Source organism: Kitasatospora misakiensis (assembly GCF_042656005.1).
Taxonomy (GTDB): domain Bacteria; phylum Actinomycetota; class Actinomycetes; order Streptomycetales; family Streptomycetaceae; genus Kitasatospora; species Kitasatospora misakiensis.
On sequence record NZ_JBHSOF010000035.1, the window covers coordinates 1 to 15,956 of the forward strand.

Below are 15,956 nucleotides of genomic sequence, written 5' to 3' on the forward strand. Positions count from 1 at the left end.
AGCAGGACTGGCCCGAACTCGACCGCCCGCGCCGCTCCGCCGTCTCCTCCTTCGGCATCAGCGGCACCAACGCCCACGTCATCCTGGAGGCCGCCCCCGAGGAGCCGGTCACCACGGCGGAGGAGCCGGCGGGCCCGGCGGTCGCCTGGGCGCTGTCGGCGAAGACCCCGGACGGGCTGCGCCGGCAGGCCGCCCGTCTGCTGGAGCGGCTCACCGACGGGACCGACGGCCCCGGCCTCGACCCGCGCGACGTCGGGCACACCCTGGCCGTGGGCCGGGCGGTGCTGGACCACCGGGCCGTGCTGCTGGGCGCCGGGCGCGAGGAGCTGACCGGCGCGCTGGCCGCCCTCGCCCGCGGCGAGGAGGGCCCCGCCGTCGTCTCCGGCCGCACGGGTGCCGCCGGCGCCGGCGGGCTGGCCATGGTGTTCTCCGGCCAGGGCTCGCAGCGCGCCGGGATGGGCCGGGAGCTGTACGAGCGGTACCCGGTGTTCGCCGAGGCGTTCGACGCCGTCTGCCGGGCGGTGGACGAGCAGCTCGACGGCCACGCCGAACACCCGCTGCGCGACGTGGTGTTCGCCGAGGCCGGCACCCCGGTGGCGGCGCTGCTGAACCAGAGCATGCACACCCAGACCGGCCTGTTCGCCCTGGAGGTGGCGCTGCTCGCGCTGCTGGAGGAGCGCGGGGTGACGCCCGACTACGTGATGGGCCACTCGCTGGGCGAGATCACCGCGGCGTACGCGGCGGGCGTGCTCACGCTGCCCGACGCCTGCGCCCTGGTGGCCGCCCGCGGCCGGCTGATGCAGGCGCTGCCGGTGGGCGGGGCGATGGTCGCGATCGAGGCCGGCGAGCAGGAGGCCGCGGCGTACATCGCCGGGGCCGGGCTGGCCGAGGCGGTCGGGATCGCGGCCGTCAACGGGCCGCTGGCCGTGGTGGTCTCGGGCGACGAGGAGGCGGCGGTCGCGGTCGCCGAGCACTTCCGGGCCACCGGGCACCGGGTGCGCCGGCTGTCGGTGTCGCACGCCTTCCACTCGCACCGGATGGACGCGATGCTCGCCGAGTTCGCCGAGGTGCTGGCGGGCCTGACCTTCCGGGCGCCGCTGATCCCGGTGGTGTCGAACGTCACCGGCGGCCTGATCGACGCCGAGCGGTTCGGCACGCCGGAGTACTGGGTGGAGCACGTCCGCGGGGCGGTGCGCTTCGCCGACGGGGTGCGCTGCCTGGCCGGCCAGGGCATCACCGCCTTCCTGGAGGTCGGCCCCGAGGCCGTGGTGACGCCGATGGTGCACGCCACCCTCGACGAGGAGCTCGGCCGGGACGGCTTCGTCGCGGTGGCCGCGCTCACCGCCGGCCGGCCGGAGCCGCTCGCGCTCAGCCAGGCGCTGGCCCGGCAGTTCGTGGCGGGCGTGCCGGTGCCGTGGGAGCGGACCGCCCCCGGCGGCCGGCTGGTCGAACTGCCCGGCCACGTCTTCGCGGGGCAGCGCTACTGGCAGGACGCGGCCGGCTCGACGGCCGGTCTCCAGGCCGCCGGTCTGCAGGCCACCCGGCACCCGCTGCTCGGCGCCGCCGTCTTCCTGCCGGACGGCCAGGCCGTGCTCACCGGCCGGGTGCTGCCCGGCTCGCACCCCTGGCTCGCCGACCACGCGGTCGACGGGACGGTGCTGCTGCCCGGCACGGCCTTCCTGGACCTCGCGCTGCACGCCGCCGACGCGGTGGGCTGCCGGCTGGTGGAGGAGCTGACGCTGGAGGCGCCGCTGGTCCTGCCGGCCGAGGCCGCCGTGTACCTCCAGGTCACCGTCGGCGCCGCGGACGAGGCGGGCCGCCGGTCCGTCGCCGTGCACTCCTCGGCCACGCCGGCCTCGGGCACCGAGCCCACGCTCCGGCACGCGACCGGTGTGCTGTCCCCGGCGCCCGCGCAGCCGGCCGGGGCGTGGCCCTGGCCGCCGGCCGACGCCCGGCCGGTCCCGGTCGATGGGCTGTACGAGGAGCTCGCGGGGCGCGGCTACGGCTACGGCCCGGTGTTCCAGGGCCTGCGGGCCGCCTGGGCGGCGCCCGACGCCCTCTACGCGGAGGTCGAACTCCCGTCCCGCCCGGACGGGTTCGGGATCCACCCGGCGCTGCTGGACGCGGCCCTGCACGCCGTGACGCTCGGCGTCCCGTCCCTCGGCGGGGCGGAGAGCGGGGCCGCGTCGAGCAGTGCCGGACGGCCGCTGCTGCCGTTCTCCTGGGCCGGGGTCTCGCTGGAGGCCTCCGGGGCGACGGCGGTCCGGGTGCGGCTCGCCGCCGCCGGTGACGACACCGTGGCGCTCACCGCCGTCGACACCACCGGCCGGCCGGTGATCACCGTGGACGCCCTGACGCTGCGCCGGATGTCCTCGGCCGCCCCGGAGCGGGACGGCGGGCTGCACCTGCGCTGGCGGCCCGTCCCGGCCGCTGTCACCGACGTCACCGACGTCACCGTCGCCATGGTCGCCCCCGGTGGCGACCTGCGGGCCAGGCTGACCGAAGTCCTGGTGCAGACACAGAAGTTCCTGACCGTGTCGGGGTCGGTCGACGGCCGACTCGCCGTGGTCACCCAGGGCGCGATGGCGGAGCGGCCCGACCCGGTCACCGCCGCCGTCTGGGGTCTGCTGCGCTCGGCCCAGGCCGAGCACCCGGGCCGGATCCTGCTGATCGACGTGGACACCTGGTCGGAGGAGGCGCTCGCGCTGGCCGTCGGCTCGGGCGAGCCCCAGGTGGCCGTCCGCGACGGGCAGGTGCTGGTGCCCCGGCTGACCCGGTCCGCCCCGCCGGTGCCGGAGCCGGACGCGTCCGACGCCCGGGCCGTCCCGGCGGCGCCGCGCGCGCTCGACCCCGAGGGCACCGTCCTCGTCACCGGCGCCGGAGGCACCCTGGGGCAGCTGGTGGCCCGTCACCTGGTCACCGGGCACGGCGTCCGCCACCTACTGCTGCTCAGCCGCAGCGGCGGCACCGCCCCGCAGGAGCTGCTGGACGCCGGAGCCCGGGTCACCGTCCGAGCCTGCGACGTCGCCGACCGCGACCAACTCGCCGCAGCCCTGGCCGACATACCGGCCGAACACCCGCTCACCGCCGTCGTCCACACCGCCGGCGTCCTGGACGACGGCGTCCTCGAAGCCCTCACCCCCGAACGCCTCGACACCGTCCTGCGCCCCAAGGCCGACGCCGTCCACGCCCTGCACGACCTCACGGCGGGCACCGACCTCGCCGCCTTCGTCCTCTTCTCCTCCGCCGCCGGCGTCCTCGGCTCGGCCGGACAGGCCAACTACGCCGCCGCCAACGCCTACCTGGACGCCTTCGCCCAGGCCCGCCACGCCGACGGGCTGCCCGCCACCTCCCTCGCCTGGGGCCTCTGGGCGCAGGCGAGCGGGATGACGGCGGGTCTGGCGGCGGCCGACCTGGGCCGGATCGCCCGGACGGGCCTGCGGCCGACCTCGACCGAGGAGGGCCTGGCGGCGTTCGACCGGGCGCTGCTCGGCACCCGGCCGGTGGTCGTCCCGGTCACCGTCGACCGGGCGGCGCTGGACGCGGAGAGCGCCCCGCCGCTGCTGCGGGACCTGGCGCCGGCGCCCCGCCGCCGGGCGGCCACGGCGGGGGTCACCGCCACGGCCGAGGAGTCGCTCTCCGACCGGCTGCGCGGGCTGTCGCCCGAGCAGCGGAGCGAGCTGGTGCTCGGCCTGGTCCTGGCGGACGTGGCCCACGTCCTCGGCTACGCGGACGCCCACGGCGTCTCCCCCGAGGGGGCCTTCCGGGACCTCGGCTTCGACTCGCTGACCGCCGTCGAGCTGCGCAACCGGATCAACGACCGGACCGGCCTGAAGCTGGGCGTGACGGCCGTGTTCGACCACCCCAGCCCGCGCGAGCTGGCGGACCACCTGCTCGACCGCCTCGCCCCGGCGCCCGCCGAAGCCGTGGAGGCCGGAGAGCCGGACTACGAACGGGTGCTGGCCGACCTGGCCAGGATCCGCACGCACCTCGCCGCGCTGGACCTCACCGGCGCCCAGCGCGGCACCCTGGCCGAGACCCTGCGCGACCTGTCGCAGCCGTGGAGCGGCGGCCCGTCCGAGCCGGCGGTCGAGGCTCCGGCTGGCCTCGCCTCGGCGAGCGCCGACGAAGTCCTCGCCTTCGTCACGAACAGCCTCGGCATCTCCGTGTCCGGCGACGAAGCCCCCACCGACCTGAGCTGAGAGTGAGCCCATGCCCACCGAAGAAGAACTGCTGAAGTACCTCAAGGCGGTCTCCGAGGAGCTGCACGCCACTCGGGGCCGGTTGCAGGCGGCCGAGAACCGGCGGCACGAGCCGGTGGCGATCGTCGGTATGAGCTGCCGGCTGCCCGGCGGCGTGTCCTCCCCCGACCATCTGTGGGACATCGTGGTCAAGGGCGAGGACGTGATCGGCGAGTTCCCGGCCGACCGCGGCTGGGACGTCGACGCCCTGTACGACCCGGAGCCGGGCAAGAGCGGGCGGACGTACACCCGCTCCGGTGGATTCCTGCACGACGCGGCCGAGTTCGACCCGGCGTTCTTCGGGATCACCCCGCGCGAGGCGCACGGCATCGATCCGCAGCAGCGGCTGATGCTGGAGGCGTCCTGGGAGGCGCTGGAGAGCGCCGGAATCAACCCGCAGACCCTGAAGGGCACCCGGACCGGTGTCTTCGCCGGGTCGTTCCACCACGACTACGACCCTGGCGGCGGCAGCGTCGGCAGCCTGGTGTCCGGGCGGGTCTCCTACCACCTGGGGCTCCAGGGTCCGGCCGTCACGGTGGACACGGCGTGCTCCTCCTCGCTGGTCGCCCTGCACCAGGCGGTGCAGTCGCTGCGCGAGGGCGAGTGCTCGCTGGCGCTGGCGGGCGGAGTGACGGTGCTGTCGACCGCGGGCGTCTTCGTCGAGTTCTCCCGGCAGCGCGGGCTCGCCGCCGACGGCCGCTGCAAGTCCTACGCGACGGCCGCGGACGGCACCGGCTGGGGCGAGGGCGTCGGCGTTCTGGTGCTGGAGCGGCTCGCCGACGCCGAGCGGCTGGGGCACCGGGTGCTGGCGGTGGTGCGCGGTTCGGCCGTCAACCAGGACGGCGCCTCCAACGGCCAGACCGCGCCCAACGGCCCCGCCCAGCAGCGGGTGATCCAGGACGCGCTGGCCGGTGCGCGGCTGACCCCGGCCGACGTCGACCTCGTCGAGGGCCACGGCACCGGCACCACGCTGGGCGACCCGATCGAGGCGCAGGCCCTGCTGGCCACCTACGGCCAGGGCCGGGCGGCCGAACGGCCGCTCTGGCTGGGATCGTTGAAGTCCAACCTCGGGCACACCCAGGCCGCCGCCGGAGTCGCGGGCGTGATCAAGATGGTCCAGGCGATGCGGCACGGCGTGATGCCGCGCACCCTGCACGTGGACGAGCCGACCAGGTTCGTCGACTGGACCGCCGGGGAGGTCAGGCTCCTGGAGGAGAACCGGCCGTGGCCCGAGCTGGACCGGCCGCGCCGCACCGCCGTCTCCTCCTTCGGCTACAGCGGCACCAACGCGCACGTCATCCTGGAGGCCGCGCCCGAGCCGGCGCCGGAGTCGGCCGAGGTGGTGGCCGAGGGTGTGCTGCCGTGGGTGCTGTCCGCCCGGACCGAGGCCGCGCTGGCCGAGCAGGCCGCGCATCTGCTGGAGCGGATCACCGACGGGACCGTACCCGGCGCGCGCGATGTCGCGTTCACCCTGACCTCCGGCCGCGCCCTGTTCGACCGCCGGGCCGTCGTCCTCGGTCGCACGGACGCCGAACTCGCCGCGCGACTCCAGGAGTTCGTCTCCGGCGGCGGCTCCGCGGGTGTCGTCACCGGCCGGACCGCCCCGACCGGGACGGTGTTCGTCTTCCCGGGCCAGGGTTCGCAGTGGATCGGTATGGCGCGTGAACTCCTCGACTTCTCACCGGTGTTCGCCGAGAAGATGACCGAGTGCGCCGCCGCGCTGAAGCCGTTCACCGACGGCTGGTCGCTGCTCGACGTCGTCCGCGACGGCGAAGAGGGTGCGCTCGACCGGGTCGACGTCGTCCAGCCCGTGCTGTTCGCCGTGATGGTCTCCCTGGCCGAACTCTGGCGCTCGCTGGGTGTGAAGCCCGCCGCCGTCGTCGGCCACTCCCAGGGCGAGATCGCCGCCGCCCACGTCGCCGGCGCCCTCACCCTGGACGACGCCGCGCGGATCGTCGCCCTGCGCAGCCGCGCCATCATCCGACTCTCCGGGCGGGGCGGCATGCTCTCCGTCCTCGCCCCGCAGGAGCAGATCAGCCCGTACCTGACGGAAGGTCTGCAGATCGCCGTCGTCAACGGCCCCGAGCAGGTCGTCGTCTCCGGCGCCCCCGAAGAGCTGGACGCCCTGGCCGCGCGCTGCGAAGCGGACGGCATCCAGGCCCGCCGGGTCGCCGTGGACTACGCCTCGCACTCGCCCCAGGTCGAGGACCTGCGCGAGGAACTCCTCGACCTGCTGGCCCCGGTGACGCCGCGCACCGGCCACACCCCGCTCATCTCCACGGTGACCGGCGAGGCCATCGACACCGCCACCATGGACGCCGCCTACTGGTTCACCAACCTCCGTGAGACCGTCCGCTTCGACGCCGCCCTCACCACCCTCCTCACCACCGGCCACCGGGTGTTCATCGAGGCCAGCCCCCACCCCGTCCTGCTCGGTGCCGTGGCCCAGAACGCCGGCCACCACCGGATCGCCGGGGTGACGGCCGTCGGCACGCTGCGCCGCCAGGAGCACGAGCCGGCGCAGCTGCTGCGGAGCGCGGCGGAGGTGTTCGCCGTCGGTGTGGACGTCGACTGGACGCCGTGGATCGGCGCCGGCCACCTCACCGACCTGCCCACCTACGCCTTCCAGCACCGCCGGTTCTGGCAGCCCGCCGCCGCCACGGCCACCGACGTCGGCACGGCCGGGCTGGGCGCGGTGCGGCACCCGCTGCTCGGCGCCGCGCTGGCGCTGGCCGGCGGCGACGACCTCGTCCTGACCGGGCGGATCTCCCGGACCGGCCACCCCTGGCTGGCGGACCACGGCGTGTTCGGCACGGTCATCCTGCCGGGCACCGCGTTCGTCGAACTCGTGCTCAGGGCGGGCGAGGAGGTCGGCCTGCGGGCCGTGCGGGAGCTGACCCTGCACGCGCCGCTGCCGCTGCCCGAGCACGGCGAGGTGGACCTCCAGGTGCAGGTGGGCGCGGCGGACGGGCGCGGTGCGCGGCCGGTCGACGTCTACGCCCGGCCGCGCCGCCCCGAGGGTGCGCCGGAGTGGACCCACCACGCGAGCGCCGTCCTGACCGGTGAGGAGGCCGCAGCGGCCGACGCCCCGGCCGAGGCCGCGTGGCCGCCCGCCGGGGCGGAGCGGCTGGACGTGGACGCCCACCACGACGCGATGGCCGCCCTCGGCCTGGAGTACGGCCCGGCCTTCCAGGGCCTGTCGGACGTCTGGCGGTCCGGGGAGGCGATCCTCGCGCAGGTCACCCTGCCCGGCCGGCAGGCGGAGGAGGCCGCCGCGTTCGGCGTGCACCCCGCCCTGCTGGACGCCGCGCTGCAGGCCGCCGCGGTGGACACGGCGGACGGCCCGGCGCCGCTGCCGTTCTCCTTCGGGTCGGTCGACCTGTACGGGCGGGGCGCGAGCGAGGCGCGGGTGCGGATCACGCCCGCCGGTACGGACACCTTCACCGTGGAGCTGGCCGACCGCGCCGGGGCGCCGCTGGTGCGGATCGACTCGCTGCTGGTCCGCCGGGTGACGGCGGGTGAGCTCGCCACCGGGCAGGGCGGCAGCACGGCGCTGCTGTCCGTCGACTGGTCCCCGCTGGACGCCGCGCCCGACACCGAGGCCGACGCCGAGGAGCTGGAGCTCCTGGTGGTCGGCGACGGCCCGGCGGAGGCGGACGGGCCCGGCCGGGCCCGGGCGGTGCTGGAGCGGACCCTGGAGCAGCTGCGCGGGTGGCTGGCCGAGGAGCGTCCGGCCGGGGCGCGCCTGGTCGTGGTGACCCGCCGCGCCGTGCCCACCGGCGCCGAGCCGGACGGCGCCGCCATCCACCTGGACCACGCGCCGGTCTGGGGTCTGGCCCGGGCGGCCCGGGCGGAGAACCCGGGCCGGATCGTGCTGGTCGACGTCGACGCGGACGGCCCGGACGCCGTCGACGAGGCCGCGGTGCGCGCGGCCGTACGGTCGGGCCGGCCCGAACTCGCCCTGCGGGGCGGGCGGGTGTACGCGCCGGAGCTGCGGCGCGGCGCGGCCGAGCCGGCCGGCGACCCGGCCGCGGCCCTGGGCACCGGCACGGTGCTGATCACCGGCGGGACGAGCGGTCTGGGCGCGCAGGTGGCCCGGCACGCCGCCGCGCTGGGCGCCCGCCACCTGCTGCTGCTCTCCCGGCGCGGCCCCGGCGCGGAGGGCGCCGAGGAGCTGCGGGCGGAGCTCGCGGCCGCCGGGGCGCTCGTCACCGTGCGGGCCTGCGACGTGGCCGACCGGGAGCAGCTGGCGGCGGTGCTGCGGGAGATCCCGGAGGAGTTCCCGCTGACCGCCGTGGTGCACTCCTCGGGGGTGCTGCGCGACGGGCTGCTCGGCTCGATCGGCGCGGAGGACCTGAACGCGGTGCTGCGGCCGAAGATCGACGCGGTCTGGCACCTGCACGAGCTGACCGCCGGGGCGCCGCTCTCCGCGTTCGTGGCCTTCTCCTCGGTCGCGGGCGTGCTGGGCGGCGCCGGGCAGGGCGGCTACGCCGCCGCGAACGCCTTCCTGGACGCCCTGATGCAGCAGCGCCGCCGCACCGGCCGGCCCGGCCTGTCGGTGGCCTGGGGCCTGTGGGCCGAGGCCACCGGGATGACCGGGCACCTCGACGAGGCGGACCTGGAGCGGATCAACCGCGGCGGGATCACCGCACTCGACACCGCGCAGGGCCTCGGTCTGCTGGACGCCGCGCTGACCGCCGATGCGGGTGACGGGCTGCTGCTCGCGGCGGCCCTGAACGAGCCGGTGCTGCGCGCGACCGAGCCGGGCCTGCTGCCGCCGCTGCTGGCCGGGCTCTTCCCGCCGCGCCGGCGGGCCGGGGTGGCCAGGGCCGGGCGGTCCGCCGAGTCCGCCGGGCGCCAGGCGCTCGACTCCCGGGAGGCGGCGGTGGACCGGCTGCGCTACCGGTTCGCCCGCACCATGGGGTTCGACACGGCGGAGCTGGACGTCGCCGCGCCGCTGGTCGGCCAGGGCCTGGACTCGGTGATGGCCATGCAGATCCGCGGCCTCATCGAGTCGGACTTCGGGCAGACGCTGCCGGTCGCCTCGATGTTCAACGGCGCCAGCGTGGAGAGCATCGCCGACCGGCTGATGGCCGGCGCCGGCGAGGCCGGGCCGGCCGGCGCCGAGGGGCCGGTGGAGGACCGGGAGGCGCCGGAGCTCGTCCGCCACCCGGCCACCCGGGACGTGGTCCGGCTGCTCCGGGCCGAGCAGCAGGGCACCCCGGGCGTCACCCACCACATCGGGCTGGCCGTACGGCTGTCCGCCCCGACCACGCCGGAGCGGCTCGCCGGGGCGGTCGCCGCCCTGGCCGGGCGGCACGCCGCGCTGCGGACGGCGATCGTGCCGCACGCCGAGGACGGGCAGCAGCTGGAGGTCCGGCGGGCCGTGCCGGACGGGCTGCTGCGCTGGTCGGCGGTGGGCGAGGACACCAGCGTGGACGACCGGCTGCGCGAGCTGATGGAGCCGGAGTTCGACCTCGCGACGGCCTCGCTGTGGCGGTTCGAACTGCTCGCCCGCCCCTCCGGGGAGCAGGTGCTGGTCTTCGGCGCGCACCACGCCGTCTCCGACCTCGCGTCGCTGATGCTGGTGGCGCACGAGCTGGACGCGGGCCTGGGCACCGACCCGACGGACGCCGACCCGACACACGCCGACCCGGCCGCCGCTGACACCCTCGTCTCCAACCGGGACATCGACCTGCTGCTGCGCGCCCAGGCCGCCCGCCCGGCCGGGGACCGCACCCCGTCGGCCGAGTGGCGCGCCGACTTCACCGGCGCGCGGCGGCTGGACCTCGAACTGGCCCACCCCCGCCCGGAGCGGCGCTCCTACCGGTCCGCCACCCACCTGGTGGAGCTGCCGGCCGAGCTCCAGGAGCGGGTGGCCGCCGCGGCGACCAGGCTCGGCATCACGGCCGCCGCGTTCTGGCTGGGCGCGCTGACCGTGCACCTCGCCCGGCTGCGGGAGCGCGACCGCTTCGTGCTGGCCGTCCCGGTGGACACCCGGCTGCACGTGGGCGCCCTCGACGCGGTCGGCTACTTCGGCCTGCCGATCCCGTACGCGGCCCAGGTCGACGCCGGGGAGACCGCCGCCGAGGTGCTGCGGCGCACCGACGGCCGGCTGACCCGGGTGCTGGAGCAGGGCGTCACCTTCTTCGACGTGATGTCCGCCCTCGTCGAGGAGGGGCTGTACCGCAAGGACGCGCCCCTGGTCGAGGTGTACTTCAACTACATGCCGCCGCAGGCCGGCGCGTCGGGGGGCCTGCGGATCCTGCCGGCCGGCACCGGCTACTCCGACCTGGACCTGATGGTCACCGTGATGCCGGGGCTGGGCAGGGTCGGGCTGGAGTACAACGCCGACGTCCTCGACGAGGCGAGCTGCGCCGAGCTCGGCCAGGGCCTGCTCGCCCTCGCCGACGCCTTCACCGAATCCCCCGACACCCTCGTCGCGATACCGGAGAGCACCGACGTGAGCCCCGAACCCGTACCGGCCGGACAGGTCGCCGTCGCCGCGACCTTCGCCCTCGGCAACCTCCCGGCGATGCTGTCGGTGGCCCTGGAGGACGCCGCCGAGGGCGGCCCGCTCGACGTCGCCGAGGCGCCGTACCACCAGGTGCTGGCCAGCCTGCACGACCCGGGCAGCGTGCTCGCCGAGCCGGCCACGGTGGCCGGCCTGGTGCTGCTGCGCCCGGGCGACCTGGTCCGCTTCGCCCCCGGCGACGAGCAGTTGCTCGACCAGCTGGCCGAGGAGTACCCGGCCGCGCTGGCCGCCCTCGCCGAGCGGACCCGCAAGCCGCTGCTGGTGGCCTTCCTGCCGGAGCAGTCCGCGGACGAGCGGCTGCGCGAGTGGGAGCGGCAGGTCGCGGAGCGGCTGGCCGGCCGGCCGGGCGTCGCCGTGCTGGCCTCGGACCTCTGGCTGGAGGACTTCCCGGCCGACGAGGTCTTCGACGCCCACACCGACCAGCTGGCCCACCTGCCGTTCCAGGAGGAGTTCCAGGCGGTGGTGGCGCTCCAACTCGCCGAGCTGGTCGCGACGGTGCGCCGCCGGGCGCCGAAGGTGATCGTGGTCGACGGCGACGAGACGCTGTGGAGCGGCATCGCCGGCGAGGCCGGGCCGGAGAACGTCGACCTGACCGGGGCCCGCGAGCTGCTGGCCCGGCGGCTGCTCCAGTGGCGGGCCGCCGGGGTGCTGCTGGCCCTGGTCTCCAACAACGACGAGGCGACGGTGCACGCCGTCCTCGACCGGCCGGACAGCCTGCTGCGCCGCGAGCACTTCGCCGCGATCTCGGCGGCCTGGGAGCCGAAGTGGACGCGGATCGCGCGGATCGCCGAGGAGCTGCGGCTGGGCCTGGACAGCTTCCTGTTCCTCGACGACAACCCGGTGGAGATCGCCGGGGTGCGCGCCCAGCTGCCCGAGGTGCTCTGCCTCGGCTGCCCGCCGGAGGCCGAACTCGCCGATTTCGTCCACCGGTTGTGGCCGGTGACGCCGATCGCGGCGACCGCCGAGGACGCCGCCCGGGCCGCGTTCTACCAGCAGGAGCAGGTGCGTGACGAGGCCCGCGCCCAGCTGGGCTTCGCGGAGTTCCTGGAGAACCTGAAGCTGGAACTCGACATCGTGCCGGTGTCCGCCGAGAACGCCGAGCGGACCGTCCAACTGAGCCGCCGCACCAACCAGTTCAACCTGCGGCCGCAGCCGCTGGACGCGGCCGGGCTCGACCGGCTGCGGCAGGACGGCGGCGAGGTCTGGACGGCCACCGCCCGCGACCGCTTCGGCGAGTACGGGCAGATCGGCGTGCTGGCCGTCCGGCCGGACGGCGAGGCGCTCGAACTGGTGGCCTGGATGATGAGCTGCCGGGTGCTCGGCCGCGGGGTCGAGGACCGGCTGCTGCAGTGGCTCGCCGACCGGGCGGAGGCCCTCGGGCTCGGCGCGGTGCGGCTCGTCGCCGACCACACGCCCCGCAACATCCCGGCCCGGCGCCTGGTCTCCCGCCTCGGTGGCGGCGAGGTCGAGGCACCGCGGCTGGAGACGGTGGTGGCGTTGAACCAACTCCGGGCGTTCCGCTCCTGGGACGTCGGAACCGATATCGCAGCGGAGGTCAGCAATGCCTGAGGCGGGAAGCGGCACCAGCCGCAACCCCAGTGTCAACCGCCGTCCCGAGGAAGAGGTGATCGAGCGGCGGCGGCCCGGGCGGGCCCAGGCTTCCGACCTGCTGGCCCGGCTCCGGAAGCCGGCCGCGCCCGCCACCACCGCCCCGGCGGCCCCGGCGGCGACCGGCCCGGCGGGCGCGCGCGGCGTCGACCAGGTCGCGGCGGACATCGCCGCGCAGGCCGCCCGCTTCCTGCCGGGTGCGGCGACCGGGGTGGAGACCGACCTGTTCGACGCCGGTCTCTCCTCGGTGGACGCGGTCGAGCTGGTCGCCCTGATGGCCCGGGAGCTGGACGTCCGGGTCAGCCTGGACGACCTGTTCGCGGACGCCCGGCCGCGCCGGCTGGCGCAGCGCTGGGCCGCGGCGGCCGGTCTGCCGGTCACCGCGACGGAGGTCACCGCGGCGGAGGTCACCCCGACGGAGGTCGCCGCGACCGGGACGGCCCTGGCGCTCCGGCCCGGCCTGCTGCCGGCCGACGACCACCGCGCGTCCGCCCCCCAGGCGCACGAGGACATCGCGACGATCCTCGCCGACCTCGCGCTGGCCGACCGGCTGCCGTTCAGCCGCCAGGCCGAGCCGGCCGAGCCGCGCCGCATCCTGCTCACCGGCGCGACCGGCTTCCTCGGCAGCCACCTGCTGCTGGACCTGCTGCGCGCGGGCGACGCCCATGTGGTCTGCCTGGTGCGCGCGGCCGACGACGCCGCCGCCGAGCAGCGCCTCGCCGAGGCCCTGGCCGGCTACGACCAGCCGTGGTCCTTCGAGGTGCGCCGCCGGGTGACCGTGCTGGCGGCCGACATCCGGCAGCCGCGGCTGGGCCTGTCCGAGGAGCGCTGGGCGGAGCTGGCCCGGGAGGTCGACTCGATCGTCAACGTCGCCGCCGCCGTCGACTTCCTGCGCGGCTACCCCTCGCTGCGGCAGACCAACGTGCTCGGCCCGCTGCTGCTGGCCGAGCTGGCGATGACCGGCCGGCCCAAGCCGCTGCACCACATCTCCTCGGTCGCGGTGTTCAACGAGGTCGGCATCGAGAAGATGGGCGAGGACGACCCGGTCGCGCACATCGACCGGCTGTTCGCGGGCTACGACAAGTCGAAGTGGGCGGCCGAGGCCGTGCTGCGGCGGGCCCGGGAGCACGGCCTGACCGTGACCTTCCTGCGGCCGGGCGCGATCGGCGGCCACACCCGCACCGGCGTCTACAACCCGGCCGACCTCAGCACCGGGCTGATCGGCGCGATCTCCCGGTTCCGGACGGTGCCGGCGTTCAAGTTCCTCAACCTGGCGCCGGTGGACTGGATCAGCAAGGTCACGGCCGCGATCGTCTTCGACCCGAAGGCCTGGGGCCAGAACTACAACCTGACCGGCCGGGCGGAGACGCTGCCGGAGCTGGTCAAGGACATGAAGCTGGCCGGGATGAACGTCCGGATCGCCGGCTGGAAGGACTGGCGGGACGACCTGCTGCGCCGGCAGGAGACCGACCCCGTCCCCGAACTCGACTTCCTGGTCCGGATCCTGAGCAGCCCGACCGCCGTCAAGCTGTTCGAGGCGCTGATGTTCGGCCCGGAGGCCGGCTCCGAGCGCACCGAGGCGTTCGTCGCCCGGCACCGTCTGCCGCAGGCCGAACGCTACGGCTCGGAAGCCCAGTTGAAGGCCTTCGAGCGGATGGCGGAGAACGGCGTGGCCCGCCTCCCCAGCCGCGAGGACCCGCCCTACCTGTCCTTCCGCGAGCGGATGAAGGGCCAGGTCGGACCGGTCGGCGAGGACCGCGACAGCGACTGCCGGCTGGCGTTCACGCTCTCCATCGCGAGCATGTACCAGGTGGCCAGGCACCGCCGGATCGACGTCCGCGGCCAGGTGGTGTGCGAGCGGATCCACCCCGAGCCGCTGACCGTGGTGGAGGGCGAGATCCAGGTCCGCCCCGACGAGGGCGTGCCGCGCCTGCACAGCAACGACCACCCGCTGCTGCGCTACCGGCTGGTCCTGGAGGACCGGGACGGCAACCGCTGGTGGCTGGAGGGCTTCAAGACGGCGCGCGCCCGGCGCGACTTCTGGAAGCAGACCCGCACGCTGGACATCGCGATCGGCCGCGAGGGCGAACCGGCCGTCCTGGCCGGCGTGGTGAGGGTGCCGGGCAGCAGCTTCCTGCCGGACCAGATCGACGGGATCCAGGTCGACCCGCGGCTGTCCTCGCAGGAGCAGCGGCTCGCCAAGCTGGCCTGGCTGTCGTGGTTCTTCCTGCAGATGGGCGCCGGCCTGGCCGAGCCCTCGCTGCGGGCCGCCGCCGAGCTGCTGGACCTGCGCCGGGACGCGATCGACCGGGACAAGGACAAGCTGGCACGCAAGATCAGGAAGCTGATGATCCAGAGGGAGCAGAACCGATGAGCCTGAGGCCCCTTCACCACGCCCTCGGCGACCGGGTCGAGGACATCCCCTTCACCGCGTCCGACGGCACCCGGCTCGGCCTGACCCGGGTCGTCCCCGACGGCGGCGCCGGCGAGCGTCCGGCCGTCCTCGTGCTGCACGGCCTCACCGCCTCGGCCGACATGTTCACCCTGCCGGAGACCCGCAACCTGGTCGACGTGCTGCTGGACGCCGGCTACGAGCCCTGGCTGCTGGACTGGCGCGGCAGCTGCCGGCTGCCGTACAACGAGGGCCGGGTCCGGTACAGCTTCGACGACGTGGCGCTGTACGACATCCCGGAGGCCGTGTCGCTGATCCAGGAGCGGATCGGCGGGCGCCAACTGCTCTGCGTCGCCCACTGCATCGGCGCGCTCTGCCTGTCGATGAGCCTGGCGGCGGGCCTGGTCACGGGTCTTGACGGGATCGTCGCGCAGGGCGTGTTCCTGACGCCCAAGCTGTCCTGGAAGACCCGGGCCCGGCTGCACTTCGGCGGCGAGCTGCTGCGCTCGCGGCTGGTCAACATCCCGACCGACTTCAAGAAGGTCGGGCTCTGGTCCAAGCACTCGCTGATCTTCGCGGAGGTCTCGATCGGCGCCGACTGCAAGGACCCGACCTGCCAGATCCTGCACAACGACTCCTGGGGCGTCGGCGGTTCGCTGTTCGAGCACGACAACCTGGACGCCCGGACCCACGACCGGCTCGCCGACCTGTACGGCACCGTGCCGATGTGGATCCTGCCGCACCTGCGCAGCGTCGAACTCGCCCACACCATGCTGCGGTTCAACGACAACGACGGCCGCTACGACGCGCTGCCGAAGAACGCGCTGGACAACGCGGGCAAGATCGAGGCGCCGCTGATGCTGCTGGCCGGCAGCGACAACCGGTTCTGGTTCGACTCCAACAAGATCTGCCACGAGATCCTGACCGCCCGGTACCCGCAGCTGGACGTCCGCTACGTGGAGGTGCCGGGCTACGGCCACCTCGACACCTTCATCGGCCGCAACGCCGCCCTGGACGTGTTCGGCCCGATCGTCGACTTCCTCGACGAGTGCCGGACCGTCAAGGCCGGCCACTGACCACCGGGGTGGTGGCGTCCCGTCGCGGAGGCGCCACCACCCCGGTGCCCCGAACCGCCGTTCCACGCCGGCCCCGATGCCTGCCGGCGTGGAACGGCGCCGTG

4 protein-coding genes are annotated in these 15,956 nt (G+C 75.6%); all 4 read left to right on the forward strand.

What is annotated here, in order from left to right; translation table 11 throughout:
- On the forward strand, positions 1 to 4,202 hold a 4,202-nt coding region (locus ACFP3U_RS24100), incomplete at its 5' end, for an SDR family NAD(P)-dependent oxidoreductase (RefSeq protein ID WP_380227726.1).
- A gap of 10 nt (positions 4,203 to 4,212) precedes the next feature.
- Positions 4,213 to 12,345 carry an HAD-IIIC family phosphatase gene (locus tag ACFP3U_RS24105; protein WP_465261972.1) on the forward strand — a complete coding sequence of 2,711 codons (8,133 nt, stop codon included), beginning with the start codon at positions 4,213 to 4,215 and terminating at the stop codon, positions 12,343 to 12,345.
- Entirely contained in the window at positions 12,338 to 14,758 is a 2,421-nt protein-coding gene (locus ACFP3U_RS24110; RefSeq protein WP_380227727.1) for a thioester reductase domain-containing protein, read from the forward strand. Before ACFP3U_RS24105 ends, ACFP3U_RS24110 begins: the two co-directional genes overlap by 8 nt.
- Entirely contained in the window at positions 14,755 to 15,852 is a 1,098-nt protein-coding gene (locus tag ACFP3U_RS24115; protein WP_380227728.1) for an alpha/beta hydrolase, read from the forward strand. The genes ACFP3U_RS24110 and ACFP3U_RS24115 overlap by 4 nt, the downstream gene beginning before the upstream one ends.
- Positions 15,853 to 15,956: the final 104 nt, after the last annotated feature.

Excerpts from the sequence above, each read along its gene's own strand:
- ACFP3U_RS24105 (WP_465261972.1), top strand. The coding sequence starts at position 4,213 with ATGCCCACCGAAGAAGAACTGCTGAAGTACCTCAAGGCGGTCTCCGAG.
- ACFP3U_RS24110 (WP_380227727.1), top strand. The coding sequence starts at position 12,338 with ATGCCTGAGGCGGGAAGCGGCACCAGCCGCAACCCCAGTGTCAACCGC.
- ACFP3U_RS24115 (WP_380227728.1), top strand. The coding sequence starts at position 14,755 with ATGAGCCTGAGGCCCCTTCACCACGCCCTCGGCGACCGGGTCGAGGAC.